This window comes from Treponema bryantii (assembly GCF_900113965.1).
In the GTDB taxonomy this organism is placed as follows: Bacteria; Spirochaetota; Spirochaetia; order Treponematales; family Treponemataceae; genus Treponema_D; species Treponema_D bryantii_A.
In genome coordinates this window covers 173040-196839 of the sequence record NZ_FORI01000003.1, presented here as the reverse complement: position 1 = coordinate 196839, position 23800 = coordinate 173040, and the positions used below count along the sequence as shown (strand labels likewise).

Below are 23800 nucleotides of genomic sequence, written 5' to 3'. Positions count from 1 at the left end.
TTTTTTTTGTCTGTACGACGAAAGCTTTTAATCAGCCAATGCCTTATATTCATCAAACTTAGCAGCAACTTCTGCATCTGGCTTTGTGCATAGAGAAACAACAATTGTTACTACAAGACAGATTACAAATGCTGGAACAATTTCGTAAAGATCGAAAATGCCGCCGTGAAGATAGTGCCATGCTACATCTGTAACACCACCACAGATAAGACCTGCAATTGCACCCTGAGCAGTTGTGCGCTTCCAGTAGAGAGCGAGAATTACGAGAGGTCCAAAGGTTCCACCAAAGCCTGACCATGCAAATGATACAAGTCCAAAAATTGAAGAGTTAGGATTCAATGAAAGGAAGAGGGCAATCAAAGCGATTACAAATACAACGAAACGGCTGATGTTCAAAACTTCTTTTTCACCAGCATCTTTTTTGATAAGTCCCTTGTAAATATCCTGGCTAACAGCAGAAGAAGCAGCAAGAAGCTGTGAGTCTGCAGTAGACATTGAAGCCGCAAGAATTGCACAAAGGAAGATACCTGCGATGAAAGCAGGGTACATATTCTGCATTGTAGCAGAGAATACTGTTTCTGCATCTCCGTAGTGTGTGATTCCTTCGATTACAGTATCAGCACCTGTTCCAAGAATTGTTCCGTGCTTGAAAAGATATACAGTACCAAGAGTACCGATGATGAAGGTTCCTACGTAAGAAATAATCATCCATGAAATACCGATGCGGCGTGCCTTTTTAATTTCTGTATTAGAGCGGATTCCCATAAAGCGAACGATGATATGAGGCATACCAAAGTATCCGAGCCCCCATGCAAGAGCAGATACAATGCTCATTCCTTTGTAGCTCTGGTTTGCTGTGAAAGCGTTTTTCATTGCATCACCAAACTTACCAACAATAGCGTCTGCCTGGAAAGTCTGAACACTTGAAATTGCGCTTGAAACACCACCAAGAGAGAATACAGCAACAATTGCAGAAATGATGAAGGCAATTACAATCAGCATACCCTGTACAAAGTCTGTAGAACAAACAGCAGTATAACCACCAGTGATTGTATAACAGAGGATTACTAAAAGTCCGATTGCAAGACCTGCATGATAAGGAAGTCCGAATACAGAATTAAAGAGCTTAGCACAAGCTACAAATCCAGAAGCTGTATAAATTGTGAAGAATAAAACAATGAATACAACAGATACAATAGAAAGAACATGTGATTTGTCTTTAAAACGGTTAGAAAGGAACTCTGGAATTGTGATTGAGTCACCGAAAGTGATTGAACACTTGCGTAATGGCTTTGCGATAAACAGCCAGCTGAGATAAGTTCCGGCAATAAGACCAAGGGCTGTCCAGAAGGTTTCTTTTACACCACCAAGATAGCAGAGTCCTGGAAGTCCCATCAAAAGCCATGCAGATGAGTCTGAAGCTTCAGCAGAAAGGGCAGTTACCCATGGGCCGGCTTTGCGTCCACCCAGGAAGAAATCGGCAGAAGTAGAGTTCTTGTTAGCATTTCTAAGACCGATGTAAATCATAAAACCAAGATAAATGACAAAAGCAAGAATCTTGGCAATCATTTGTGGAGTCATTTAGTTATACCTCACTTTAGTTTTAATGTATTTCTTAAATTATACTTATTTATATTGTTCTTGTTAATAGTAACTGAACTTCTCAAATCTTTTTTTTGTTGTATTTCTACAATAATATTATTATATTTTAATTGAGGTAAATTATGGCAGAATGTACACACGACTGTGGTTCATGCAGTCAGGATTGTTCAAAAAGAGATTTGCAGGTTAACCTGCGTGCTGGTAGCAGCGTAAAGAAAGTTATTGGTATTGTTAGTGGTAAGGGAGGAGTTGGTAAGTCTCTTGTAACCAGCCTTCTTGCTGCCCGTGTTAATAAAGACGGATTCCGTTCTGCTATTCTTGATGCAGATATTACAGGTCCTTCTATTCCAGAAAGCTTTGGAGTAGGCGACGAACGTGCTACTGCTCTTGATAACGAAGATGCATTGAATCCTGTTGTAACCGATTCTGGCATTCAGCTTATGTCAATGAACTTCCTTCTTCAGAATGAAACAGACCCTGTTATCTGGCGTGGTCCGGTAATTGCAGGTGCTGTAAAACAGTTCTGGACAGATGTAGTATGGAAGGATGTTGATTTTATGTTCGTGGATATGCCACCGGGAACTGGTGATGTACCGCTTACTGTATTCCAGTCACTTCCAATCGATGGAATTATCGTAGTTTCTTCTCCACAGCAGCTGGTTCGTGTAATCGTAGAAAAGGCTGTAAACATGGCTAATATGATGAACATTCCTATTCTTGGAATTGTTGAAAACATGAGCTATGTAAAGTGTCCTGACTGCGGTAAGGAAATTACAGTTTTCGGTAAGAGCAATATTGATCAGATTGCAAAGAGCTTTAATATTCCGGTTCTTGCACGCATTCCAATGCAGGAAGAAACAAGCCGTGCAGTAGACGCCGGAGACATCGAAAGCCTGGATATCCCAGAACTCAAGGATGCAGCCGAAAAGATTGAATCCCTCTTAAAGTAAGATTTTTTTTTGCATTTGCAATTTCTATATTTTCTGATATACTGTTTCTATGAACGATAACAAAGAAACAAAGGGTATTTCAGAAGAAGAAATTTCCGCTACAATAAAAGAGCTTTGTCATTTGATTTTAAAGTCAGGTGATGAAGCTTTTATATATGAGTTTTTCAACTGTCTCTTTACAAAGCCTGAACTTAAGGATATTGCAAACCGCTGGCTTTTGGTAAAAGAAATTGATAAAGGAACAACACAGCGCGAGATTGCAAATAAGTTTGCTATGTCGCTTTGTAAAATTACACGTGGTTCACGAGAACTTAATAAAGAAGACAGCGCTTTTAGAAAAATGCTGGAATTATTAAAAAATCAGTAAATTGAAACCCATATTTCCCCGATAAAGACAATAGATATGTATATTCAGAGGGGAAATATGGATAGAAAAAAATCACTCTTCGAGAATCTTGCTTTTGCCGGACTGACCGGACTCCTTTTATTTTCCGGTTGTGCTTCTAAGCCGGTAGCTTCAAAACAGACACCTCAACAGCTCATCATGCAGAATAAAAAAGCAGAGGCAATGCAGGAATTTGTAATGCCTACAGATATCAATGCAGTTGATGAGGATGGAAATACAGTACTTCACATCGCTGCCAAAGTAGATGATGCAGAGCTTGTAACATATTTTATTTTTAAGGGCGCAGATCCTGAATTAAAGAATTATGAAGGTGATACACCTCTCCACGTTGCCATCAAAAATAATTCCTTCAGCGCTGCAAAAGCTCTTTCTGCAGTAAGCACAACACTTTTCTCACGCGACAGTTCAGGGCTCACAGCTCTTGATTGCGGACTTGCTGCAAATGATCAGTATTACGATATCTTTATTACAACAAAGGCTGGAGAACTTCGTGATATTGAAGGTCAGACTATTGTTCATTATTTTGTAAAAACAAAGAATCTTAAGGGAATCAGAAAATGTATTACACAGGGGATTCCAATTTCTGTTGTAGATGATAATGGAAAAACTCCTCTTGATGTTGCATTTGAAAATCTTGATGATGAAGATTCTGTAGAAATTGCAGCTGAACTTATAATGGGCGGTGCAGATGAAGTAGAGACAGAGTTTGCTTATTTCCAGGAAGCAATGCTTGCACGTAATGTAAACTCTCGCTTTGATGATGGTCAGACACCTCTTCATCTTGCTGCAATTTACGGACATAACGCAATTGCAAAATATCTTCTTGAAAACAATGCAGATACAACCGTTCAGGACAGTTCAGGAGCAACTCCTCTGCACGAAGCTGTTCGCTATGGTAATGTAGAAATTGCAAAAGCTCTTTTGAACTCTGGTGCTAATGTAAATGCCCGCGACAATCTTGGAAAAACTCCGGTAATGCTGATTCTTCCAAAGGAAAAGACAGCAGAGATTTATAAACTTCTTATTACTTACCGTGCAGACTTGAGCCAGAAAGATATGTTTGGTGATACAGTACTTCATACTGCATCAATGCTCAATGTTGGACCTTCTACTTTTGCGGTGCTTATTAATGGCGGTGCAGATGTAAACGCACGCAACAAGGAAGGTGTAACACCACTTTCAATTGCAGTTCAGAAAAATGACCTTGAGACAGTAAAACTTCTTACTGGTGCAGGGGCAGACATTCATACTCAGGATACAAATGGTGAGTCTCCACTTTCTATTGCACTTGCTGGAACCTCAGAAATGCTTGAAGCAGTTGTAAATGAATCAAATGCCGGACTTACAGATTCAAATGGTAATACACCTCTTCATCTCGCACTTTTGTGTGACGCTCCTCTGGCAAAGATTCAGTATCTTATCAGCCTTATGAAGGATGTAAATACAAGAAACAAGGACGGAAACTCAGCACTCTTCCTTGCAATCCTCAAAAACAGACAGAAGGTAGGGGAGCTTCTTCTTGCTAAGAATGCAGATATCTTCTCTACAAATACAAACAATAATTCTCCATTGAGACTTGCACTTAAGTATGGCGGAACAGTTCAGGACTGGCTTATTACTTCAAGAACAATCAAGTCTAAAGATGGAACAGGAAATACAGTTCTTCATTATGCAGCAGAATGGCAGTATAAGGATGCAATTGCAAATCTTGTTATGAAGGGTGCAGATATTGGTGCTAAAAATGCAAACGGTGAAACACCTTTGTTCAATGCTGTAAAGACAAATAATCCTGATATTATTCAGACAGTAGTTGATTCTGGAGCAGATATTCAGGTTCGTGATAATCTTGGAAGTACAGCAATGCATACCGCTGTTCGCTGGGATGCACCTGCTTCTATCAGTAAACTTCTTTCTCTTGGAATTAATGTAAACGCTCAGAATACCTCTGGAAAGTCTCCACTGGCCGAGGCTGTTGTAGCTGGAAAGTTTGAAATTGCAAAACAGCTTCTTGCTGCTGGTGCTGATCCAAATACCTGCGATTCAAACGGCGTAACAGTTCTTATGGATGCTATCCGTGGCTGCAGTAAAGACAGTGTACAGCTTCTTTTGAAGTATGGTGCTAATCCAAATGTTCAGGAAGTAAACGGCCGCAATGCTTATCATGAGGCTGCTTACATGGCTGATGTAGATATTATCAGATTAATCAGAAATGCCGGTGGAAATCCTTTGTCTCGCGACAAGCAGGGCAACACACCATTCTCAATTGTTGTAAAGAAAGACATTAATGTAATCCGTGAAGTTCTTGGAAATAACTACACAATTACAGACAGTGATGGTAATACTCCTGTTCACATTGTTGTAAAAGCCAAGGCTTCTGATGAACTTCTTCAGGTTTTGATTGATGAAGGCTACCCTGTAGATACAAGAAATGCAGATGGTTATACAGCACTCAACTATGCTATTGAAGCTGATGATGTAAAGACAGCCCTTGTTCTTCTTGAAAACGGTGCTAATCCATTTCAGCAGATTGATAAGAAGGGCAAAAACGGAATCTCAATTGCTCTTGATAAGGGAAACAAAAAGATGATTTCGAATATCGTAAAATATGCCGGAAAAATGACAGATGTTCAGGGCAATACAATTCTTCACTATGCAGCAAAGACAAGTTCTGTAGAAATGGTAAAGACATTGATTTCTTATGGAATTGATAAGAGCGTAAAGAATGTTAGTGGCGATACAGCGTATACTATTGCTGTGCGCTGGAGAAGACCAGAAATAGCTGCATTGTTGAAATAACGAAGAATACTAAAATAATGTATGCATAAGTATTGCGCAGAAAAGAAAAAAGGGTGCAGATACACTCTGAGTTATACTGCAAGCGGCTTGACCGCTTGTCAGTCATAAGCTCATCGTGTATCTGTACCCTTTTTGCTTTTTGGAGCAATAGTGATTAAAGTTAATTAAGCATCTTCGCGAGAAAGCATCACGTTAGTAAGAATACCAAGAATAAGCGCACAAGCTACAGTTCTGATTTCAACAGCGCCGAAGCTTACTACCATTCCGCCTACACCAGTAATGAAGATTACAGATGCAACAAAAAGGTTTCTGTTCTTGTTGAGATCAACAGTCTGGAAAATCTTAAATCCTGATACAGCAATAAAGCCGTAAAGTGCTACACAAACACCACCCATTACACAAGAAGGAATTGTTTCAAGGAAGGCTACGAGTGGAGAAATCATAGAGAAGATGATACATACAAATGCACATCCCCAGATAGAGATTGTTGAAGCATTGCGTGTAATAGCAACACAGGCAATAGATTCACCGTAAGTTGTATTTGGACATCCGCCAAAGAAAGCACCTGCAATAGAACCTACACCGTCTCCAAGAAGAGTGCGTGTAAGACCAGGCTCTTTCAGAAGATCCTGTCCAATGATAGATGAAAGATTTTTGTGGTCTGCAAGGTGCTCAGCAAATACTACAAATGCTACTGGAACATAAGCAGTAAAAAGAGTAATAAGATATTTTCCAGAAACAGCTTTAAGTCCTTCTGAACCACCTTTAAGGAAGGTAAATCCAGGAAGAGAAAGGTAGCCAGAGAAAGATTTAAAATCAAGAGCCTTGAATGCTCCGTAATTAATTACAACAAGACTTTCATTTCCGCTGATATTTCCGATGATTGCAAACAAAGTTGCGAGAAGGTATCCGCCAAGAATACCAAGAATAAAAGGAATCAGTCTTCCAACTTTTTTACCGTATGTTGAATAAAGCATTGTAACAGCAAGTGTGAAAAGACCACAGATAAGTGCTACATAAGTGCTTCCGTTTGCAGTACTTGATTTTACAAGATCACCAACAGCGTTACCAGACAAGCTTAATCCGATAATTGCAACTGTAGGTCCTATGATTACAGGAGGCATAAGCTTGTTAATCCATTCTACACCGCAGAACTTAACTACGATAGCTAAGATTACATAAACAAGACCTGCCATGAGGGCACCAATGATGAGACCCCAGTAACCAGCCTGTTCTGTTAATCCGAGAGTTGCAGCACCTGCAAAAGCACTGAACATAGATGGAAGAAAAGCAAATGAACTTCCTAAGAATACAGGGCTTGAGCTTTTTGTAAAAAGCAGATAAACGATAGTTCCAATTCCGGCACCGAACAAAGCGGCAGATGCAGAAAGATTATGACCAACAACTGCAGGAACTGCGATTGTAGCCGCCATAATAGCAAGAAGCTGCTGTAAGGCGAACAGTACAATTTTACCAAATCTTGGTTTGTCTTTGATTCCGTAAATCAAATCCATTTTTGATTGACTCCTTTTTATTTATATTTTTTTCATTATAATCTTATAAATTATGGAATTCAATTATAAAAATCCATTATAATTGAAAAAGAGGTGCATATGGCAGATTTTTTTGATTATTTAAATTGGCGCGGTGATATATCTTTTGATAAGGTTGCTTTCAATAAGATAGATGCTTTGCTCCTTGCACATCTTAGTTATTCAATCTTTGATGGGGTAGTTCCTTCTACTTTTACAGAAAGAAAAACCTTTGCTCAGGTTGCCAAAGATTTTGCAGCTACAACAGATTATGAGGAAAGAATCAATATAGGCTTTCTTATCAATAAAAGAACTGCAGAACTCATGTTTAAGACAGCAGAATCTGAAAGATACCGTAATGTTGAATTATGCGGCTTTAGAAGCATTTATAATGAAGAAAATGTAGAACAGTTTGCTGCAGTTACCTTTATTATAGATGGAAAGAACGTAATTGCATTGCGCGGTACAGATGATACTATAGTTGGCTGGAAGGAAGATTTTAATATTGCCTGGATTCCTCAGATTCCGGCGCAGAAAGATGCCCTTGAGTATTTTTCAGAAGCAGAAAAGGCGCTTTCGGGTAATTTTATTCTTACAGGACATTCTAAAGGCGGAAACCTTGTTATAAATACAGCTGTAAACTGTGGTGAAAAAGCTCAGAAACGTATAGACAATGTTTATAACTTTGATGGACCAGGTTTTGCTGCAGATTTCTTTGATACAGAGGAATACAAGGCAGTGGAAGAGAGAATCTATTCTTTCTATCCGGGATTTTCGGTTGTTGGTATGATTTTCCATCATCCAAAGAATTTTGAAATTGTAAAGAGTGAAGGTTTTGCTTTCTGGCAGCACGATGCAATGAGCTGGCAGATAATGGGCTCAAACTTCGTTAATGAAGCAGAGTTTACAGATGAAAGCCGCTTATTCTACAGTGCTTTTAATGAATGGATTGATAAGCTCAAGGTTTCTCAGAAAAAAGAATTTGTACAGACAATGTTTGGAATTCTGGAAGCTTCGGGCTGTAAAACAAATAACGAAATAGAAAAGGAAGCGCTTAAGGCAACCGCTAAAATGCTTGCTTATTATGCAGAACTGGACAGAACCAAAAGAAATGATATGAAGAAAATCTTAAGTATGTTCAAGGACGTAATTGCAGATGATATTCCAATCTTTAAACCTCTTGTTCTGCTTAAAAATAATTTGCGAATAACGGGCGGTGGCTCTATAATTTAACTATGAGTGATACAACAATTGTAACTAACAGTCCGGTAGGACGCCATCTTGATTCTCTTGGTGAAGGAAAACCAGCTTCATATCTTATGTTTAATCATAAGAAGGTTGAGCTTGTAGCCAAAATTACAATCGGCCGCGACACAGATAATGATGTTGTGGTAGACAATAAACTTGCAAGCCGTCATCATGCAATGATTCAGAAAATCAAAGATGCATATTTTATTAAGGATGTTGGAAGTACCAACGGCACATTTATTAATGGAGTGCGAATCCCAAATGAAAAATATGTTAAACTGAATCCGGGTGATAAAATCTCAATTGGAAATATGAATCTTGTAATTTCATAAATCCATAAAGATGCAGGATTAATTTTGGACTCAGAGTTTCAGACAATTAAAGATATACTTACCTCAAATACTCTGCCGTTTTATGATAATTTTTTTCAATTATTGAACAGCGCCTCAGAATGCCTTGATTCAGAAAAAACGGATTACAGACCAGCAGCATCAGATGGAAGCCTTGGAAGTCTTATAGATTTTCACAAGGATGAACTTCCTCTTATTGTAATTCCAGATTTACATGCGCGCCCATATTTTCTGATGAATATTCTTGAATATCAGATTTTTGATGATATGACAGTTTATGAAGCGCTTGGCGCGGGAAAGGTTCGGCTTTTGAGCGTGGGAGATATTCTTCACACCGAGCGTAATACCAGAGAGCGTTGGGCAGCGGCGGCAGCTGAGTTTAATGCGGGCATTTATACAGGACCTGCACTTTCTGCAGAAATGCAGGAAGGTTTGTGTCTTCTAGCCGGGCTCTTAAAACTCAAAACAACTTTTCCGTCTTACGTGCATATTCTTAAGGGAAATCATGAAAATATTCTGAACGCAACAGGTAATGGAGATTATGCCTTCCGTAAGTTTGCCGATGAAGGTGAAATGGGAATGGTATTTGTTCAGGATTATTATGGCGATGATATTCTTTATCTTATAAATTGTGTGGAGAAGAGTCTTCCGCTTGTTTACTTTGGAAAAAAATGTGTAGTTTCACATGCAGAACCTTTTACAGATTGGACAATGGAAGAAATAAAAGATGCCCGAATCAAAGAGGGTATTGTAGAAGGTTTGACCTGGACAGATAATGGTGTTGCGAATCCCGGAAGTGCTGCAAAGATTGTAAAGAATCTTTGTGATGCGGCAGGAGAGAAAGAGTCTGCAATGGATGATTACGTTTATCTTGGCGGACACAGACCTGTTACAGGAAACTATAAGCTTTTGCAGAACGGAAGATATATTCAGATTCATAATCCTGGAAAACAGAATATTGCATTTGTTCAGCCAGATAGAAAATTTAATCCGGATACGGATATCAAAGAGGTAGTTAAAAATGAGTAACGAATTCCCACCGATGATTGGAAAATACAAGGTTCTCGGAATAATAGCGAAGGGGGGAATGGGCCTTGTTTATAAGGCAATTCATCCGTCTTTGAAGCGCTATGTCGTAATCAAAAAAATGACTGCACGTGGACATGCCGGGGATGCCGGCCGTTTTAAAAAAGAAGCCCAGTTGCTGCTTGATTTACAGAGTCCTTACATCGTACATCTCTTTGATTATTTTACTGAAGGCGGCTTCCGCTATATGGTGGAAGAACTGGTTGATGGAACTGCCCTCGATGCTCTTATCAAAAAACAGACTTCACTTCCGTGCCCGATTGCAATGCTTGTTATGCAGGATGCCTGTTATGCCTTAAAGTATGCGCATTCAAAAGGAATTGTTCACCGCGATATTAAGCCGGGAAACATTTTGCTTTCGAAGCGGGGCGAAATAAAGCTAGCAGATTTTGGAATCGCAAGTGACCATGCGACAAATGGAGCCGGAGCCGCAGCGGGCTCGGGCGGCACGGGGGACGGCACGTTTGATGGAAGCAGTGAACATACACAGACCGGCGTTGCGCTTGGAACTCCGGCTTATATGCCGCCCGAGCAGTTTGAAGACAGCGCGCGCGTTGATCACCGTGCCGACATCTATGCGCTTGGCATTATGCTTTACGAAATGGTAACCGGAACAAAACCATACCCGGGAACTCTTTCAATTGAAACTCTGAATACAATAAAGAAGGGCCGTTATATAAGTCCTCGCAAAATCGATAAGAATGTACCGAAAGACGTTTGCCGGCTGATTCATAAGATGATTCGGCCAAAGGCTAAGTCTCGATATCAGTCGATTGATGCCGTGCTCCGTCAGGTGAAAAAATATCTGCGCCACTATGATACTCATGAGCTTCGAGTGCAGTTGGCGAAGTCGGTAATTACCACAAAGCAGCATACATTCGCGCCAGACAGCCTTGCGCAGAAGGACCGCGGTCGACGTATTGTGAGACGGGTAATCTTAAGTGTTACCGCAGCCGCCGTTGTTTTTGCAGGCCTGTGGTACAGCGGACTCATTCATAAAACTGTGCTCTCAAAATGGTATACAGAAGTTTCTCTTGAGATTGAAATGCCTCGCGCGCTCTCTGGAAACCTAGACCTTCCGGCCCGTGCCTTTTTCTTTATAAATGATGGAGATAAGATTCCGGAAGTAAGCGGAACAGACCGCACTTTCAGTGAGCAGGGAAAAGCTTTCTGGGAAAAAATCAATTTCTGGAATTCACGGCTCATAAGCTCACGCCCCGTAAGTCATAACAAGATTTACTCTATGCGTCCTGTTTTTTTGAAGAAGGGCAGTTACCGCGTAAAGGTTGTTGTTGGACCTTATGTCTGGTGGAAGAGTTTTTCTGCCGGCGATGAAGAGGTTCTTATTACCTGTGACTTTTTGAAAAACACAAAGAGAAATCTGAAAATCAAAACCTTTGCCACAGACAGCGTAACAGGCGCGGACATTACAGATATAACTCAGTTCAAAATTCTCTATAAGAATAAGTGGCTCCCGCTTTCTGAGTTAGAAGACGAGAACTTTGAATCAGGTACTGTCTGGAAAATCCGTACCGAAGCCGAAAACTACACCGGCGAAGAATTCTCCCTCCTGATAGACTGGTACCAGGACGAGTTAATTATCTCCTCAGAGTTGAGTCCCAACGAAAATGATTAAGATACAGATTGTTTGTGGTTCATAAGAACTCAGTTAATTGAAAAATAATACAGCGGGAGCCCTATTATTTTTCACATTATCCGTATTTATTTGACGATTCACTAAAAAAATCAGTATATTAAAAGTATGGCAAATAAAGATGACAACTCAATCGAGAATTCAATTATCTCAACAGATCAGCTGCTTCCAAATAAACTGACTTTAATTCCTCTTGCGGGCCGTCCGATTTTCCCGGGCATTTTCACTCCGCTTATGATAACCTCAAATGATGACGTAAAGGTTGTTGAAGAGGCTTATGAAAATGAAGGCTTTATCGGAATCGTTATGCTCAAAAATGATGCAGAAAGTCCGACAATCAATGACCTTCATAAAGTTGGAACCGCTGCCAGAATCATCAAGAAAGTAAATCTTCCTGACGGTGGAATCAATATTTTTATTTCTACTGTAAAGCGTTTTAAAATCCGTAAGCCGCTTCACAATTCAGCGCCAATGGCTGCCGCAGTAGAATATCTTGAAGATGAAGAATCTAATACTTTTGAAGTAAAGGCTCTTACCCGTGCACTCATCAGCGAAATGAAAGAGGTTAGTGAAAACAATCCTCTGTTCTCTGAAGAAATGCGCCTTAATATGGTAAATATCGACAATCCTGGAAAAATTGCAGACTTTATTGCCTCAATTCTTAATGTTGATAAAAATGAGCAGCAGAAGATTCTTGAGACTGTGAATGTTCGCCAGCGTATGGAACAGGTTCTTGTGTTTATCAAAAAGGAACAGGAACTGCTTCGTGTGCAGAAAAAAATCCAGAGCGAACTTAATGACCGCATTGAAAAAAATCAGCGTGAATATTTCCTTCGCGAAGAGATGCGTTCAATTCAGGAAGAGCTTGGAGAAACTGCAGACGGTAACGAAACCGACTATCAGAAATTCAAAAAGAAGATTGAAGAACTGGCCTTTGAAGGCGAAATCAAAGAGACTGTAGAGAGCGAGCTTTCAAAACTTTCTATGATGGATCCAAACTCTTCTGAATGGCTTGTTACCCGTAATTACCTTGAACTTATTACTCAGCTGCCATGGAAGGTTCCTGCGGTTGATGATTATGATTTGAACCGCGCTAAAAAGATTCTTGAGGAAGATCACTTTGGCCTTGAGGATGTAAAAAAGCGCATCGTAGAATATCTTGCAGTACGCAAAATGAAGAAGGATGCAAAAGGTTCTATTCTTCTTCTTGTTGGACCTCCGGGAGTTGGTAAGACTTCGATTGGACGTTCAATTGCAAATGCAATGAATAAACCTTTCTATCGTTTCTCTGTTGGTGGTATGCGCGATGAAGCAGAAATTAAAGGTCACCGCCGTACTTACATTGGAGCTATGCCTGGAAAAATTATACAGGGCCTCAAAATCACTAAGAGCAGTACACCTGTTTTTATGATTGATGAAATTGATAAGATGGGCTCAAGTCATAACGGAGATCCTGCCAGTGCTTTGCTTGAGGTACTGGATCCTGAGCAGAATGTTTCATTCCGCGATACTTACCTTGATTTGCCTTATGACATTTCGAATGTATTCTTTATCCTCACTGCGAATACTCTGGATACTGTTCCTGAACCCTTGCTCGACCGTGCAGAAATTATTCAATTGAGCGGCTACATTGATCAGGAAAAGATTGAGATTGCAAAGAAGTATCTGATTCCAAAGAATCTTGTGAAAAACGGACTTGCAAAAAATCAGGTAAAATATACAAAGGCTGCTTTGCTCGAAATTGCAGAAGAGTATGCCCGCGAAGCCGGTGTACGAAACTACGAAAAGTGTCTTGATAAGATCCATCGTAAGATTGTTACTGAGATGGTTTTTGAGCAGGAGAATAAAGATGTTAATGGGGCGAAGTCTGCGGTAGTTTCGACAGGCTCAACCACCGTAAATACTGTAACTCTCGATGCTCCAGACCTCTTCAAGTACCTTGGTAAACCGGTCTTTGACGAAAGTCAGATTAAAACAGCAAGTGTGCCGGGAACTGCAATTGGTCTTGCCTGGACAAGCATGGGCGGTGACACACTTTTAATTGAAGCAACTTCTTTTGCTGGAAAGAGCGGTCTTGTGCTCACTGGTCAGATGGGTGATGTAATGAAGGAGTCGAGCCAGATTGCATTTGACTGGGCACGCAAGTTTGTACTAGATCGTGGTGTAAAGGATGCAAAGTGGTTCGAAGAAAATATCGTACATCTTCATATTCCGGAAGGAGCAACTCCAAAGGATGGCCCGAGTGCGGGAATCACAATGGCTACAACCTTTGTTTCTCTTTTAATGGATAAGAAGATTAAGCCGAACCTCGCAATGACAGGTGAGCTTTCACTTACAGGACAGGTTCTGCCAATCGGTGGTCTTCGCGAAAAGACTGTTGCTGCAAAACGAAATAAGATTAAGACAATTATTATTCCGAAGGCAAACGAGCGCGACCTCGAAGAAATTCCTTCTCATGTAAAACAGGGCATTAAGTTTATGCCGGTTAGCGATGTAAGGGAAGTTCTAGAGATTGCGCTGGGAGTGAAATAGAGATGTCTGCGGTAGTTTCGACAAGCTCAACCACCGTATGAGCCGTGAAACCGGTGGTTGAGCCTGTCGAAACCACCATAAGGCTTACTCCATAAATCCCAATTCCACTAACCATTCCTTAAGTGACTGGTTCCAGTGGAACTCTTTCATAAAATCGTTGTCTTTCATTCCAAAGCCGTGTCCGCCCCAGTCATAAACTGCGAGGCGGCTCGGTATTTTTTTTGCCTGAAGGGCATCGTAAAGGCGGAAGGAGTTTTCATAAATTACAACCGGGTCGTCCTTGCAGACAACTACATAAGTTGGCGGCATGTTGTCCGGTACATTCATTTCCATTGAGAACTCATCTTTTCGAGCCTGAGTCTGATTTTTCTTGCCGTGTCCCAAAAGACTGTTGCGGCTCCAGCGGTGTGCAATATCATCCTGCATTGTAACAACTGGATAAACCGGAACTGTAAAATCCGGGCGGAGAGAAACTTTGCATTCAAGTCCGAGTTTTTCAATCTCGTTGTGAGTTTCAAAGAATTCTCCGGCCATTGTAACTAAGTGTCCGCCGGCAGAAAATCCGATTACGCCAACTTTATTTGGATCAATGTCGTATTCCTCTGCATTTTCACGAATAATCTGAATTGCACGCTGAATATCCTGAAGCATAGCAGGGTGATGATAAAGACTTTCTGCAGTACGATATTTTAAAACAAATGCAGTAACTCCGTTTTCTGCAAACCAGGTGGCGGTTGTATTTCCTTCACCCTTAAGACCAAGATGATGGTAGCTTCCACCAGGGCAGACAATTACTGCTGTATTAGTTTTTGGGGCATTTTCTTTTGCTTTGTGCATGAACATAACAGAAGGCTGTCTTTCCATTCCTTTAACATTTCGCCAAAGGTAAATAGTTGCATCCTGTGAAAAAGCGGCAATAGTGAAAATAAAAGAAACCGCGAGAATAGTAATAATCTTTTTCATAATTTAATTATATCAACTAATTCTGCTTTTTTCTATTAAGATAATGTGCTAAACTTCCTTCATTATGAAAGGCATTATTTTTGATATGGATGGAGTTATTCTTGACTCCGAAACAATTTCAGACAGAACCTGGTTTGCAGCTGCTAAAGAACGTAATCTTGAAATCAATATAGATCTTATAAACAAATGTCGCGGTACAAATAAAAACGACACAATTGCAATTTTCAAAAAACATTTTGGGGAAGATTTTGACGGGGAGGGCTTTCTTACCCGCACTTCAGAACTTTTCCATGAGATAGAAGAAGCAGAAGGAATTCCTCTTATGCATTATGCTAAAGAGATTCTTGAATACTTAAAGCCTCGCTATACATTGGCTCTTGCATCATCTACAAGAGGTCCTACGGTAGAGCATCAGCTTCGTACTGCCGGTGTAATTGATTTTTTTGAAACCCGTACAACAGGTGATATGGTTGTTCACAGTAAGCCTGATCCGGAAATCTATCTGATGGCTTGTAAATCTGTAGGACTTGAACCGGCAGAATGTTATGCAATTGAAGATAGTCTTAACGGAATAAAAAGTGCTTATGCTGCCGGCCTTAAGCCAATCATGGTAGTAGATAAAATTCAGCCTTCAGAAGAAATCAGAAAAATGTGTGTAGCAGTTTTTGATTCCCTTGAAGGCTTGAAAGAAATGTTTTAAGTATGTTGAAGATTTTCTATTGCATTGCTTTAATAATTCTATAGAACTCAGCTTTCTTTTTCAGATTATAGTTGTAGATACCACAGTACGGTCCGTTCATCTTGTAACTGTAATCTGATCTTGGAAGAGTCGGATTATCTGTGAGACCCCAGATAGAAACGCTTGTAAGATAATTATTTGTTGCGTTTGAATCAGCAAGCATTCTGAAAAAATCTTCATAGAAGTCTTCATGCTTTTTTGCCTGTGATTGATCATAATTGCGAAGGGCGAGTTCTGTTACATGAACTTCAAGTCCTTTCTCTCCGTAGAATCTGATTGCATCTGCAAAGAGTTTTATGTCATTTGGATTCATACATCCGTCCTGCTGGCCATAACCTCCAACATAGCCTTGCATTCCAACTCCATCGCAGAGCTTTTCTTCTTTATTAATACTTTCGATAAGCTTGCCGATTGCTTCTCGTTTTGGAGAATAGAAGGTGTTGTAATCGTTGTAGAAAAGCTTGATATTTGGATTAACCCTGGCAGTTGCTTCTCGGGCATATTTAAAGCTCAGTTCTACATAATCCGGGCCAATTACTTCATAGAAATAATTGGGAGTTCCGCTGCGCAAGGTGCGGATACGGCGTTCATCATATTCATTACATTCGTTAATTCCATCTGCTACGGCTTCATTTACAACATCCCAGCAGTATACCACGCCAGGGAATTCTGTTTCAAAGTGAGAGACAACTTCATTAATGTAATATTCAAGGCGTTTTTTCATTGTAGCAGAATCTACAAAAGCACTATCATTTCTGTAGCCTTCTTTAAAGAACCAGACTGGCATATATGCATCCCAGACAAGTACGTGACCACGAATTCCAATTCCGTTTTGCTGTGCAAACTTTGCAATTGTGTCTGCCTGGCTGTAATTCATTACAGGCATTCCGTTTTCAGCTCTCATGCTTTCATTCTGATTAAGAAGAGAATAAGCTTTGAACTCGTTGGAAGCGGTGATGCTGTTGAAGTCTGACTTAATCATATTTGTATAGTCTGCTTTGAGTGCTGACTGATAAGAAATTACAGCACCCATTTTAAAGCCACGGCGTTCTGTAGTTTTGAAAAGAGGTTCTGCCTGTTCTGGAACATCAGCAAGTGCGGCCTCTTCTTCTGCACGTGTTTTTTCAGCAGATTTTAATAAGGTTGCTGTCATACCAGTTACCTCCGGTTGTGAAGGCTGAGAAGATTGTGCTTCTGCTTTTTCTGATTTTCCCTTACAGGATGTGAGTGATAGTGCGACTAATAATGTCGCAGTTAATAAAGTTTTTCTTTTCATGTAGACTATTTTACAATAATCTTGCCGTTGGAAATATCAAGGAGTTTACTGATGAATGGCTGATGCTCGTCTTCGCGGATTTCACCTGTGAGGGTAATTTCTGTTCCGAAATCTTCGTTCAGGTTGTAGATGTGAAACTGTTCGAGAGTGAGTTTTATGAGTTTGTAGAGGGCGTAGTCGGTAGAGAAGGTGAAGGACTTCTTTGAAACTAGTTCTTCGAAAAGGCCTGCGGCATCTGCGGCAGCTAAGACTCCTTTTGCGCCGTTGCCGTAGGCTTTTACGAGGCCGCCTGTTCCAAGCAGAGTGCCTCCGAACCAGCGGGTGATAGTGAGAACTGTATTTGTACAACCACGGCCACGGAGAACGTCCAGGGCTGGGCGGCCTGCAGTGCCGCTTGGTTCTCCGTCATCGCTCATGCCCATAACTTCGGCACCAGGACCGATTACAAAGGCGTGAACTACATGAGTTGCATCAGCATATTTTGCTTTTTGAGATTTTACGAGTTCACGAGCTTCGGCCTGTGTAGTGCAGGGGAAGAGCTCAGAGAGAAAGCGTGAGCCTTTGATGGTTTCTTCGTAGTTTATGTATGAACTTAATACTTCCATTACTCGATGGTAATATCCTGAACTTCTTTGTTAGCTACGCGGATACCCTTTGCTTTAAGACTCTTTTCCTCAAACTTATCGGCCTTGAACTTTTCGGTGAGGACCTTGAGGCGAGGCTTCTTTACATAGTTGAGCTGGAAAGTAAAGGTCTTACGGGTATCAACATGGAGTACTTCGCAGCCCTCTGGAGCAAAGAAGTAGTCGCGGTTCATGATATACCCCTGAATCTTACAACGCTTGATGTGAACAAACTGAGTTGCAGGATCGCGGTATAAAACTGTAAAGAGAACCTTTGAAAGGCTTTCCTTGTCTGCAAGACCACAGTAACGCATTTCCGGTCCAACAAAAAGTTTTTTCGGACTTTCTGAAACAGAGTAGATTCCGCTCTTTCGAACGTAAAGCACTTTGTCGTATGGAGTAACTTTGAAGAGTTCCACACCGCCAGAAACTTCTGTTCCGAGGTTTCCGTTTTTCTCATCATACTTGAGAGCGAGGTCGCGTTTAGTTACTGCCTTTACGTCTACAGCGTTGATGTTTGTAATCTGGGTGTGACGCTTAAGAGCCTCTTCGCCAAGACCTGCAAGTTTCTTTTCAATTCCGTCAAGCCAGCTGATTGCGTAATCTACCAGATGCTTGAGAAGGCGGTTGATTTCCTTGATGCGTGCATTGATTGCTTCAACCTCGGCATTGTTCTTGCTCATATCATAAAGCGAGATGCGGCGGATTGGGATTTTCAAAAGGTGATCAACATCTTCATCTGTAATCGGGCGAATCAGTTCTTTTGCGAATGGCTTAAAACCGTCCTTTACAGCCTTGATTACGCCTTCTTCAGTTTTTTGCTGCTCGATCTTTTTATAGATGCGCTCTTCAACAAAGATTCGCTCCAGGGTACGCAGGTGCAGCTTTTCCATGAGGTCTTCTTTTTCGAGCTGAAGCTCTGCTTTGAGAATTCCAACGAGCTGCTTTGAGTGATGCTCGATTACCTGAGTACAGGTCATCTGCACCGGCATGTTGTCTTTAATAACCAGGAGGTTACAGTAGATTGTCTGTTCGCAGTCTGTGAAAGCGTAGAGAGAATCTACAACGTCTTTTGTGTAAACACCGCGCTGAAGACGGATTTCGATATTTACTTTATCTGATGTATAGTCCTGAATTGAAGTTGCCTTAATCTTTCCGTTTTTTACGGCCTTTTCAATTGAGTCACACAAACGTTCGGTAGTTGAGCCGTAAGGCAGTTCTGTAATTACAATTTTCTTTTCATCACTTGTGTCCATTTTTGCACGTGTGATGATTTTTCCAAGACCGTCCTGATATTCACTTACGTCGATAAGACCACCGGTAGGGAAGTCAGGGAAGAGCTGGAACTTTTCGCCGCGAAGGCATTTGCGTTCAGCTTCGATTACTTCGTGAATATTGTGGCTGAGAATATTTGTGCTCATACCAACGGCAATACCTTCGGCACCCATAATCAGAACGAGCGGAAGCTTTGCCTGGAAAGCAGTCGGTTCAACGTCGCGGCTATCATAAGTATCAACATACTGAGTAATGCGCGGATTTGTATTTAAGATTTCTTTTGTGATAGGGCGGAGGCGGCACTCAATGTATCGGGGAGCAGAAGCTCCGTCGCCCGTAAACATGTTACCAAAGTTTCCCTGCTTGTCTATAAAAAGATCCTTGTTGGCAAGGTTTACAAGAGCAGTATAAATAGAAGCATCACCGTGCGGGTGATAAGCCATAACTTTACCGCACACGTTTGCAACCTTAGTAAAACGTCCGTCGTCTGTCTTGATTAAAGTGTGAATGATTCGTCTTTGAACAGGTTTAAGTCCGTCAGTGATTTCTGGAATAGCGCGGTCGCGGATAACGTAACTCGCATACTGAATGAAGTTCTGATCGAACAGATTTTTTACATAAGCCATTAGTTTTCCCCTAAGATACTGCCGAACTGTGTCATCCTCGGGCTTGACCCGGGGATCCCAAATGACAATTTATGTGCAATATCCACCCATATAAATTATAAATCATAAATTCGGGATTTTCAATAGTTGAGGAGGGGAAGGCCTTCCCCTCGCTCCCAAGCAAGTCGCTCCACGAAGCATCACTGCAAGCAGTGCTGCTTCTCTCCGCTTTGTTGCTTGTCCGCTACCCCTTCTCCTAGGGGGCCAGCCCCCTAAGACCCCCGGTTTAATTATTGTTTTGAGGAGTATATCCTTTTGGGATTACTTTTTTAGGAGCTGGTTCAAGTGTTAAATTGTTCATTTTATAATAATCAATCTTACTAATGGTATTATTACAGCCTGTCTTATTTGTTTTGAAATTTGTACATCCAAGAAAGTAATCTGTTCTATCTCCATTTGGTTTTGCGATTAAATATCCATCACATTTATCGCATTTCTGAATGGAAAGTTTACCAGCAGCAATTTCATTTGTCATAAAATCACAAACTTCCGGGTCATTCATACAAATCCATAAACGAAGACCAAAGGCGTTTTTTACCTTCTTTTGTAATGGATAGCCACACATAGGGCAGATTTTTTTATAGTTTAAGGCTTCTGAAGTTTCTTCGTTCCATTTTCCTTTTAAGATTACATTTTTATAATCATTCTTAATCTCAAGTAAAAATTCTGACGGGTTTGACTCAGGAGCAATAAAATAAACTCTATTTTTTGTACGAGTCATTGCCACATAGAAAAGCCGTCTTTCTTCTGCAGCTTCTATAAAATCGTCTCGTTTTACAACAAAATTTAAGACTGGATCATTTTCAATTTTTGAAGGAAAACCATAGGTTTCGTTTTTGCCATTGATAACTATTACATTATCATAGCCCAATCCTTTTGATGCATGAGCGGTCATGAATGTAATTTTTAATGAAGGATATTTTAAGCTTTTTACTTTACTTCCAAATTCTTTGAATTCAAACAATCCGGATCGTTCTAAGTTCTTACCATCAAAACCAAATCGTCCTAATAATAAAATCTCCTGTTTTTTTGGATCTTTTTCTTCTTTATTGGTGAACTCAATAATCTGGCCTATAGCAGTCTCAACAGCCTTAGCAAGATTATAATTTGCATTACCACCAAATTTCTTGGTTTTGGAATCATATGTATAAATAATTACTGGATCTTTTATTGTTTTTGGAGATTTTAATTCTTTTCTGATTTGAGCTGTATTTTTCTGAATGAAGTTACCAGCAATATCTATAACTTCCTGTGAATTTCTGTAAGTGTTTGTAATTTTGAGTTGTTCCGCATATCCCATAATCTTTTCAAATTGAGTAAATAAGGTAATATCCGAACCACTGAATGCATAAATAGATTGCCAGTCATCTCCAACTGCAATTATTTTGGCTGATGTTACATCATGTAAAGCTCCAACTAAATCAAAACGCTGCCGGGAAATATCCTGGTATTCATCTACAATTATATATTTGAAATCTATTTGATCACTTACAGCCTTTGATTCTTTTAGAAGTTTTGCAGATTTATTAATCATATCAGAAAAATCAATTGCATTATTTTTTTGTAAATAACGTTCATATTCAAGATAACATTCTTTACATATTCCAAGAAATAGTTTTGTTCTTTCATTATTTGATTTTATTTTCCATTCTTCAAACTGCTCGACTGAATATCCATTTGTTTTGAAATTAGAAATAAATCTATCTACAAGATTAATAAGTTTTCGTATATATCTACTTCCATCTTGATTTGTAATTTTTCGCATAACATCTTTATTGTCACGAGGCTGTAGTGTAAAGCCTGCTTTTTCTAACTGGTCTTTCAAATGAGCAAGTAGAGGTCTTCCATCAATAAAGCTTGAAAATGTGTAAAGTAAGGTAGTATCATGCTGTTTATGCAAATCAACTTTGTCATGTACTGCCTTTTTATATTTTTCTAATTCTTCTTTGTTATATCTATTGCTACATCCAGATTGTGTAATACCAAAATGTTCAATATATGCTTCTTTTCCATTTTGATGAATTAGAAAATCAGGAGTATAAGGTTTATTGGAACCTTCGATATTGTATTTGTAACGAGGTTCATATTCATATTCTATATTGTTCAGATATAGGAAGTTTGCAATTTGAACTTCTTCATAAGAACGTAATACTTCATTTTGGATGGTAACATATTCTTTTCTTCGAGAGTTCTTAATTTCAAGATCATAATTTATTTCACCAACTTCACTTTTCATTGTTGAAAAATTTGCTGAAGAAAGTTTATTGAATAATTCGTTTTTATCTTTTGCTGTAATTGGCTCATCAAAATAAGTAGCAAAAAATTGAATTAAATCATCAAGCAACTTTTGATTTTGTAAAACTGTATCTCTAAAATAATCCTCAAGAACAAAATATAATTTTTCGTTTTGTACAATATTCAATTTATCATCATTTTCTTTATGTAAAATAGCATTTCCTGTTGAATGAAATGTTGTTATAGGACAATCGATGCCAAGCTGTTTTTGAATTCTTTCTTTTAACTCTCCAACAGCTTTGTTTGTAAATGAAACAACTAGAATTTCTTCTGGTTTGATATTCTTCTTTTCTACAAGATATTTTACTTTTGCAGCAACCGTAGTTGTTTTTCCAGCTCCTGCACCAGCAATAACAAGGCAATAATCCTCATCTGTCAGGACAACTTTTCGCTGGTCTTCATCAAGCATAATGTTTGGATCAATTTCTTTTAATATATTATCCAAATATGTTTTTTCAGAAATAAGTTTTTCTTTAATGAAGTTTTTATTATGTTCTGAAGTAAGAGTTTTTAAGTTATCAAGTTTATCGATTGTTTCAAGAACTAATTCTGTTGTTATATGATTCTTTGAACAAAAATTCTTTAATATATTATCAATATTTAGTTGTTTAAAATATGAAACAGCATCTTTTCGTGCTTCTATAAACTTAAGATATTCACTTTTTGCAATGTAAGAATCAGAAGAAAGAAGTTTTGATATGTGTTGATTAAGTTCAATTATTGCTTTTACGGATGGGTTATCAGATTGAATAGAGTTATTTATCTGTACAGAAACTGTGCTATCATCTTTTTTCCTAAATAAACGAGTTTTAAGTGACATATCTTTTATATTTTAATATATAAGAATTCAATTCTCAAGATAAATTCATTTGCTAGTATCAGCCGAATCTTTTCGCATATAAACCGCTGGGGCAACGTCTGATTCTGAAATAATATCAGAATTATCATTCATAAATTTATCGCCCATAAGTTTTTTTAGATTATTATAATTAAAATCAATACAAGATACGAAGTCAATTGGATTATTGAAATGTTGTAGTAGACGTTTTAACATTTCTTCAGAATTTGTGATTTTTCCATTTTTATGAGCAGTTTTTACATCGAAAAACTTTTGAGTTGAGGGAAAATCTATAGTAGCTCTAACGGCATATTTTATTACATAGTCAAGATGTGTAACAACTTCATCTCTTTTTCGCATATTCTGTTTTATTTCAAAAAGTTCATTCATTACTTCAGCTACTGCTTCTGCAGTTTGTTGTGTTGGATTTTCCATAAAATCAATAGCTTTTTGTAAAGCTGGCTGATGTGCTTTAGATACCAGTGAAAGAATTTGTTCGTTTTTTTTGTTTTCCATTGTTATTTAATTTATCCGATTTAGGTTAAAAATGATGATCTATACCACTTTGTTTCATTATGGCGTTTGCGGTATGGCGGGATTTAATTTTTGAATCTACTGTGAAGTTTCTGTTTGTAATAGGGCTGTAATAAATATCATGGTCACCTTTACCATGACGGACAAAGCGGCAATTATTTTGCAGTAGGATTTCTCGAACCTTCTTTTCGTATTCTGCCATTATGCAAATACCTTCTCATGACGTTCTACGCTAAAGCATAATGAATTTAAGGTTGGTGTTTTATTCAGTTCAATAAGCTCTGGAGCTGCAAAACGAACTCGTTCAAACAAGGCATCAAGAGACCCCCCTTCTAGCACGAGTCCAGGAATATCGTCACTCTGAGCAATCCAAACGTTAGCTTCATCATCCCATGTAAAATTTACTCTGTATTCCATGTTTTACCTCCAATTGATT

At 39.2% G+C, this 23800-nt stretch carries 19 protein-coding genes; 9 read left to right on the top strand and 10 right to left on the bottom strand.

Features of this window, described 5'->3' with window-relative positions:
* Positions 1–27 precede the first annotated feature (27 nt).
* Positions 28–1581, bottom strand: coding sequence for a sodium/proline symporter PutP (gene putP / locus BM161_RS05515; protein WP_074931006.1), 1554 nt, complete (start codon positions 1579–1581; stop codon positions 28–30).
* Between the two features lie 140 nt (positions 1582–1721).
* Between putP and BM161_RS05510 the strand changes: the two genes are divergently transcribed.
* Genes BM161_RS05510 through BM161_RS05500 form a run of 3 tightly spaced genes read left to right on the top strand, consistent with a single transcriptional unit; the run spans position 1722 to position 5754 of the window.
* Entirely contained in the window at positions 1722–2552 is an 831-nt protein-coding gene (locus tag BM161_RS05510; protein WP_425319045.1) for a P-loop NTPase, read from the top strand.
* A 49-nt stretch (positions 2553–2601) separates the two neighbouring features.
* Positions 2602–2919: a Trp family transcriptional regulator gene (locus tag BM161_RS05505; RefSeq protein WP_074931004.1), complete on the top strand. Its 318-nt coding sequence runs from the start codon at positions 2602–2604 to the stop codon at positions 2917–2919.
* 57 nt (positions 2920–2976) lie between these two features.
* The gene (locus tag BM161_RS05500; RefSeq protein WP_074931003.1) at positions 2977–5754 is read left to right on the top strand and encodes an ankyrin repeat domain-containing protein; all 2778 of its coding nucleotides are present in this window, start codon (positions 2977–2979) and stop codon (positions 5752–5754) included.
* Positions 5755–5918: 164 nt separating this feature from the next.
* Here the strand turns inward: BM161_RS05500 and BM161_RS05495 are convergent, their stop codons facing one another.
* On the bottom strand, positions 5919–7268 hold the full coding sequence (locus BM161_RS05495) for a uracil-xanthine permease family protein (protein ID WP_074931002.1): 1350 nt from the start codon (positions 7266–7268) through the stop codon (positions 5919–5921).
* 99 nt (positions 7269–7367) lie between these two features.
* Here BM161_RS05495 and BM161_RS05490 point away from each other — a divergent pair, with 99 nt between their 5' ends.
* The 5 genes from BM161_RS05490 (at position 7368) to lon (ending at position 14156) form a co-directional block, all read left to right on the top strand.
* Positions 7368–8519 (top strand): Mbeg1-like protein, encoded by a 1152-nt coding sequence (locus BM161_RS05490; RefSeq protein WP_074931001.1) that lies wholly within the window; start codon positions 7368–7370, stop codon positions 8517–8519.
* Positions 8520–8521: 2 nt separating this feature from the next.
* The gene (locus tag BM161_RS05485) at positions 8522–8866 is read left to right on the top strand and encodes an FHA domain-containing protein (protein ID WP_074931000.1); all 345 of its coding nucleotides are present in this window, start codon (positions 8522–8524) and stop codon (positions 8864–8866) included.
* Positions 8867–8890: 24 nt separating this feature from the next.
* Positions 8891–9913, top strand: a complete 1023-nt coding sequence (locus BM161_RS05480; protein WP_074930999.1) for a metallophosphoesterase family protein — start codon at positions 8891–8893, stop codon at positions 9911–9913.
* Positions 9906–11606 (top strand): serine/threonine-protein kinase, encoded by a 1701-nt coding sequence (locus BM161_RS05475; RefSeq protein ID WP_074930998.1) that lies wholly within the window; start codon positions 9906–9908, stop codon positions 11604–11606. Before BM161_RS05480 ends, BM161_RS05475 begins: the two co-directional genes overlap by 8 nt.
* Positions 11607–11732: 126 nt before the next feature.
* Positions 11733–14156 carry an endopeptidase La gene (lon, locus tag BM161_RS05470; protein WP_074930997.1) on the top strand — a complete coding sequence of 808 codons (2424 nt, stop codon included), beginning with the start codon at positions 11733–11735 and terminating at the stop codon, positions 14154–14156.
* Positions 14157–14240: 84 nt separating this feature from the next.
* Here the strand turns inward: lon and BM161_RS05465 are convergent, their stop codons facing one another.
* Positions 14241–15119, bottom strand: coding sequence for an alpha/beta hydrolase (locus tag BM161_RS05465; protein WP_074930996.1), 879 nt, complete (start codon positions 15117–15119; stop codon positions 14241–14243).
* Between the two features lie 64 nt (positions 15120–15183).
* Between BM161_RS05465 and BM161_RS05460 the strand changes: the two genes are divergently transcribed.
* Entirely contained in the window at positions 15184–15819 is a 636-nt protein-coding gene (locus BM161_RS05460; RefSeq protein ID WP_074930995.1) for an HAD family hydrolase, read from the top strand.
* A 16-nt stretch (positions 15820–15835) separates the two neighbouring features.
* Here BM161_RS05460 and BM161_RS05455 read toward each other — a convergent pair whose 3' ends face one another.
* From BM161_RS05455 to BM161_RS05425, 7 genes are all read right to left on the bottom strand, one after another.
* A complete protein-coding gene (locus BM161_RS05455; protein WP_083425686.1) occupies positions 15836–17134 on the bottom strand; it encodes an endo-1,4-beta-xylanase in 1299 nt (432 codons plus the stop codon).
* A 5-nt stretch (positions 17135–17139) separates the two neighbouring features.
* Positions 17140–17739, bottom strand: coding sequence for an IMPACT family protein (locus BM161_RS05450; protein WP_074930993.1), 600 nt, complete (start codon positions 17737–17739; stop codon positions 17140–17142).
* Positions 17739–19658 (bottom strand): DNA topoisomerase IV subunit A, encoded by a 1920-nt coding sequence (locus BM161_RS05445; RefSeq protein ID WP_074930992.1) that lies wholly within the window; start codon positions 19656–19658, stop codon positions 17739–17741. Before BM161_RS05445 ends, BM161_RS05450 begins: the two co-directional genes overlap by 1 nt.
* Positions 19659–19923: 265 nt before the next feature.
* Positions 19924–22812 carry a UvrD-helicase domain-containing protein gene (locus BM161_RS05440; protein WP_074930991.1) on the bottom strand — a complete coding sequence of 963 codons (2889 nt, stop codon included), beginning with the start codon at positions 22810–22812 and terminating at the stop codon, positions 19924–19926.
* 45 nt (positions 22813–22857) lie between these two features.
* Positions 22858–23346: a hypothetical protein gene (locus BM161_RS05435; protein WP_074930990.1), complete on the bottom strand. Its 489-nt coding sequence runs from the start codon at positions 23344–23346 to the stop codon at positions 22858–22860.
* Between the two features lie 25 nt (positions 23347–23371).
* Entirely contained in the window at positions 23372–23566 is a 195-nt protein-coding gene (locus tag BM161_RS05430) for a type II toxin-antitoxin system HicA family toxin (RefSeq protein ID WP_074930989.1), read from the bottom strand.
* Positions 23566–23781: a DUF1902 domain-containing protein gene (locus BM161_RS05425; protein WP_074930988.1), complete on the bottom strand. Its 216-nt coding sequence runs from the start codon at positions 23779–23781 to the stop codon at positions 23566–23568. Before BM161_RS05425 ends, BM161_RS05430 begins: the two co-directional genes overlap by 1 nt.
* Positions 23782–23800: the final 19 nt, after the last annotated feature.

Coding starts and splice junctions, on each gene's coding strand:
- putP (WP_074931006.1), bottom strand. CDS start 1,581: ATGACTCCACAAATGATTGCCAAGATTCTTGCTTTTGTCATTTATCTT.
- BM161_RS05505 (WP_074931004.1), top strand. CDS start 2,602: ATGAACGATAACAAAGAAACAAAGGGTATTTCAGAAGAAGAAATTTCC.
- BM161_RS05500 (WP_074931003.1), top strand. CDS start 2,977: ATGGATAGAAAAAAATCACTCTTCGAGAATCTTGCTTTTGCCGGACTG.
- BM161_RS05495 (WP_074931002.1), bottom strand. CDS start 7,268: ATGGATTTGATTTACGGAATCAAAGACAAACCAAGATTTGGTAAAATT.
- BM161_RS05490 (WP_074931001.1), top strand. CDS start 7,368: ATGGCAGATTTTTTTGATTATTTAAATTGGCGCGGTGATATATCTTTT.
- BM161_RS05485 (WP_074931000.1), top strand. CDS start 8,522: ATGAGTGATACAACAATTGTAACTAACAGTCCGGTAGGACGCCATCTT.
- BM161_RS05475 (WP_074930998.1), top strand. CDS start 9,906: ATGAGTAACGAATTCCCACCGATGATTGGAAAATACAAGGTTCTCGGA.
- lon (WP_074930997.1), top strand. CDS start 11,733: ATGGCAAATAAAGATGACAACTCAATCGAGAATTCAATTATCTCAACA.
- BM161_RS05465 (WP_074930996.1), bottom strand. CDS start 15,119: ATGAAAAAGATTATTACTATTCTCGCGGTTTCTTTTATTTTCACTATT.
- BM161_RS05460 (WP_074930995.1), top strand. CDS start 15,184: ATGAAAGGCATTATTTTTGATATGGATGGAGTTATTCTTGACTCCGAA.
- BM161_RS05455 (WP_083425686.1), bottom strand. CDS start 17,134: ATGAAAAGAAAAACTTTATTAACTGCGACATTATTAGTCGCACTATCA.
- BM161_RS05450 (WP_074930993.1), bottom strand. CDS start 17,739: ATGGAAGTATTAAGTTCATACATAAACTACGAAGAAACCATCAAAGGC.
- BM161_RS05445 (WP_074930992.1), bottom strand. CDS start 19,658: ATGGCTTATGTAAAAAATCTGTTCGATCAGAACTTCATTCAGTATGCG.
- BM161_RS05440 (WP_074930991.1), bottom strand. CDS start 22,812: ATGTCACTTAAAACTCGTTTATTTAGGAAAAAAGATGATAGCACAGTT.
- BM161_RS05435 (WP_074930990.1), bottom strand. CDS start 23,346: ATGGAAAACAAAAAAAACGAACAAATTCTTTCACTGGTATCTAAAGCA.
- BM161_RS05430 (WP_074930989.1), bottom strand. CDS start 23,566: ATGGCAGAATACGAAAAGAAGGTTCGAGAAATCCTACTGCAAAATAAT.
- BM161_RS05425 (WP_074930988.1), bottom strand. CDS start 23,781: ATGGAATACAGAGTAAATTTTACATGGGATGATGAAGCTAACGTTTGG.